This is a genomic window from Microcoleus sp. S13_C5, from assembly GCF_036700845.1.
GTDB lineage: Bacteria > Cyanobacteriota > Cyanobacteriia > Cyanobacteriales > Microcoleaceae > Microcoleus.
Genome location: NZ_JAUBPR010000254.1, coordinates 1 through 2,280, shown reverse-complemented (window position 1 = coordinate 2,280; position 2,280 = coordinate 1). Strand labels below are relative to the sequence as shown.

Sequence of the window (2,280 nt, the reverse complement as noted above, 5' to 3'; positions counted from 1 at the left end):
AATAAATAGTCTAAATGAAAGCTCATTACTCTAACTGTATTGGTTGAGCTATTTTACACCATAAACTCAGGAGAGCCCACAATACTAGCCAAAATATCGAGCGATCGCCTTTTACCTTTTAACTACCGCCCACTGAGTTACCGGTGCAAGCGGTTTCCAACCCTGAAAAGAACCGATCGCCCCTACTCGCTGAATCCCAATTCTAATCAGTTCGCCGCCGTAAATATCGTGCCACTGCAACACTTTCAGTTCGCTCTCAACTGTCACCGCATTAACAACTAATCGGCCGCCTTCACCTAAAGCATTCCAGCAAGTTTCCAGCACAGATTCTGTGGTGACACCGCCGCCGATGAAAATAGCATTCGGTTGAGGTAAATTTGTCAGGGCTTCCGGCGCTTCTCCCGCCACGATTTCGAGTTCGGGAACGCCGAAAGTCGAGGCATTTTCAGCGATGTATTGCAATCGAGTCGGATGACGTTCGATCGCGATCGCCCTGCACCGAGGATGACTCCGCATCCATTCGATCGCGATCGAACCGCAGCCCGCCCCCACATCCCAAAGCAACTCTCCGGGAATCGGTGCTAACGTTGACAGAGTAACGGCTCTAACCTCCCGTTTGGTAAGTTGTCCGTCGTGGCGATAAGCAGCATCCGGCAAACCGGAGGTACGAGGGAAAATCACAGTTTCGCGATCGGCTGCAACTGCGATCGCGATCGTGTTCAAATCCGCCAAATCCGCTGCATTCCAGGCTGCTGCTACCCCCTCGATCCGCCGTTCCGATTCCCCTCCCATCCGCTCGAACACGGTCATCAAACTGCTGCCAAACCCCCGCTGCGTCAACAATTGTGCCACCTTTCCCGGCGTGTGTCTGTCAGCGCTCAACACCAGCAAGCGCGCCCCCGGATATAAAGCAAGGGCGATCGATGCGATCGGGCGATTTGTCAAACTGAAAGTCTCAACTTGGGCGATCGGCCAACCCAAACGGGCGCAAGCAAGACTAAAAGCCGATACCGCCGGAATCACAGTCATTTCCGAAATGGGAATCTGGCGCGACAGCGTGACGCCGATGCCGTGACACATCGGATCGCCGCTTGCGAGCACGCACACAGACTGTCCCCGGCGGCGGAGGATCTGGTCAACTGTTGTCTGCAAAGGCGATGCCCAAACCAATTTTTCGCGGGTGTCGTCGGTTGGTAGCATTGCTAGGTGACGGGCGCCACCAACAACGACTTGAGATTGAGAGAGGAGGGTAAAGGCGATCGGGCCGAGCCCCGAAAGTCCATCTTCGCCAATCCCCACCACCGAAAGCCATTTGTGCATTGCGCCCTTACTGCTAATTACTACTTATCGATTCTAAAGAATAATATCGGATTTCCATTGATAATTCTTTCTTCTACTTGTTTCATTCCGAGTCTTTCTGCGACTTTTTGCGACTCAATGTTTGGGCGATCGCAACTTGCGACAAGATAGTTAAAGCCAAGTTCATCAAAACCATAATCCAATATTTTGGTTGATGCTTCAGTAGCGTAACCTTTTTTAAGTGCTTTCGGCAGCAGTGCGTAAACTAACTGGGGCTGTGCTTCTTCAAAAAAATACCACAAACCAACAAATCCAATAGTTTCTCGATCGCTCTTAGTTTCGATAAACCACATACCGAATTGCTTTTGGGCAAACAGCTTTTTATTTTCGGCAAGCATTTCTTCAACCTTTTGTACCGACCAGATTTCGCCGTCGCACAGATATCTCCTCACATAGGCATCGATAAAAATTCTATGAAGCGTGTTGAGGTCGCTCTCCACAATCGGTTTCAAAACTAATCTCTCTGTTTCAAATATCATGGGGATTATTTATGCTGGATTAAAGGGCGATCCAACCTATCAATATTAGTCCAGGAGGCACGGGTGGTCAGAAACCGGGTTTTTTATGAAAAGACGCGTTGCAGCCCGTAGGTTCGGTAAAAAACCCGGTTTCTTTGATAGGAGTGCGATCGCAAACTGTTTATTTTTGTAGTTGCGGTGTCTTCGCCGGCAAGTCCATGCGTCCATGACTGTCTGAAAAATATTTTTCCCAAACAAAAAGCGCCCCTATTTCTAGGAGCGCTTTTTGTTTATCTAGGACTAAAACTTAGCCGTTGATAGAAGGAGCAACCAAAGCTACTGGAGTGACTTCACTAGCAGCCAAGTCGAGAGGGAAGTTGTGAGCGTTGCGCTCGTGCATTACTTCCATACCCAAGTTAGCGCGGTTGATGACATCAGCCCAAGTGTTGATAACGCGACCTTG

2 protein-coding genes and 1 pseudogene are annotated in these 2,280 nt (G+C 49.4%); all 3 read right to left on the bottom strand.

Annotation, left to right across the window (positions count from 1 at the left end; genetic code table 11):
• Positions 1-111 precede the first annotated feature (111 nt).
• On the bottom strand, positions 112-1,320 hold the full coding sequence (cbiE, locus tag QUA04_RS29360; RefSeq protein ID WP_333264235.1) for a precorrin-6y C5,15-methyltransferase (decarboxylating) subunit CbiE: 1,209 nt from the start codon (positions 1,318-1,320) through the stop codon (positions 112-114).
• Positions 1,321-1,340: 20 nt separating this feature from the next.
• Positions 1,341-1,838 carry a GNAT family N-acetyltransferase gene (locus QUA04_RS29355; protein WP_333264232.1) on the bottom strand — a complete coding sequence of 166 codons (498 nt, stop codon included), beginning with the start codon at positions 1,836-1,838 and terminating at the stop codon, positions 1,341-1,343.
• Positions 1,839-2,124: 286 nt separating this feature from the next.
• Positions 2,125-2,280: pseudogene (locus tag QUA04_RS29350) on the bottom strand (photosystem II q(b) protein); the annotation flags it as partial.

Bases quoted from the DNA above. Each gene is read 5' to 3' on its own strand.
- QUA04_RS29355 (WP_333264232.1), bottom strand. From the start codon at position 1,838: ATGATATTTGAAACAGAGAGATTAGTTTTGAAACCGATTGTGGAGAGC.
- cbiE (WP_333264235.1), bottom strand. From the start codon at position 1,320: ATGCACAAATGGCTTTCGGTGGTGGGGATTGGCGAAGATGGACTTTCG.